The organism is Alcanivorax sp. HI0044 (assembly GCF_001634945.1).
This window is the reverse complement of sequence record NZ_LWEZ01000860.1, coordinates 1-463: the sequence shown is the minus strand read 5'-3', so window position 1 is coordinate 463 and position 463 is coordinate 1. Positions and strand designations below refer to the sequence as shown.

The window sequence follows — 463 nt, the reverse complement described above, 5'->3', positions numbered from 1 at the left end:
TCAACACGCAAGACTATCTACAGTAAAGAGCTGCAGGTCGGTGTGTACCGGTATATCGACTTCAAGGAATTACTGGAAACCGAAGCCGGGGTCACCACCAACGAGCCGGTTCAGCAATGTGTCAAACTGGCGATCGAAGCCGCAGTGGCACACCTTATCGTCAAGGGGGTTATGGACGGCAACTGGCAGCTTGAGAATCCCGCTGATATGGATTCCGAGGTGATTAAGCAGTACGGCCTGGCCTTGAGGGGCGAGACATTAGAAACCTCTGGCCGGCGTGATCGCTAATAAAACACCGCCGGTTAGCCGGGGCGGATTGCTGCAGTCTTGCCAATCTGTTGCTGGGAACGATGAGTTGGTGACTAAAGCGAGCCAGGCGTAAAGATGCGCGTGGTATTGGCCATTAGCGTGTCACCCCGACGGATGGTGGCGGTGGCCGTAACGGTATCTGTTGGCATGATGT

At 54.9% G+C, this 463-nt stretch carries 1 protein-coding gene; it reads left to right on the top strand.

The window, feature by feature from the left end; genetic code table 11:
• Positions 1-288 (top strand): CsgG/HfaB family protein (locus tag A3730_RS10145; RefSeq protein ID WP_304439486.1); only part of this gene is annotated, 288 nt, incomplete at its 5' end.
• Positions 289-463 lie beyond the last annotated feature (175 nt).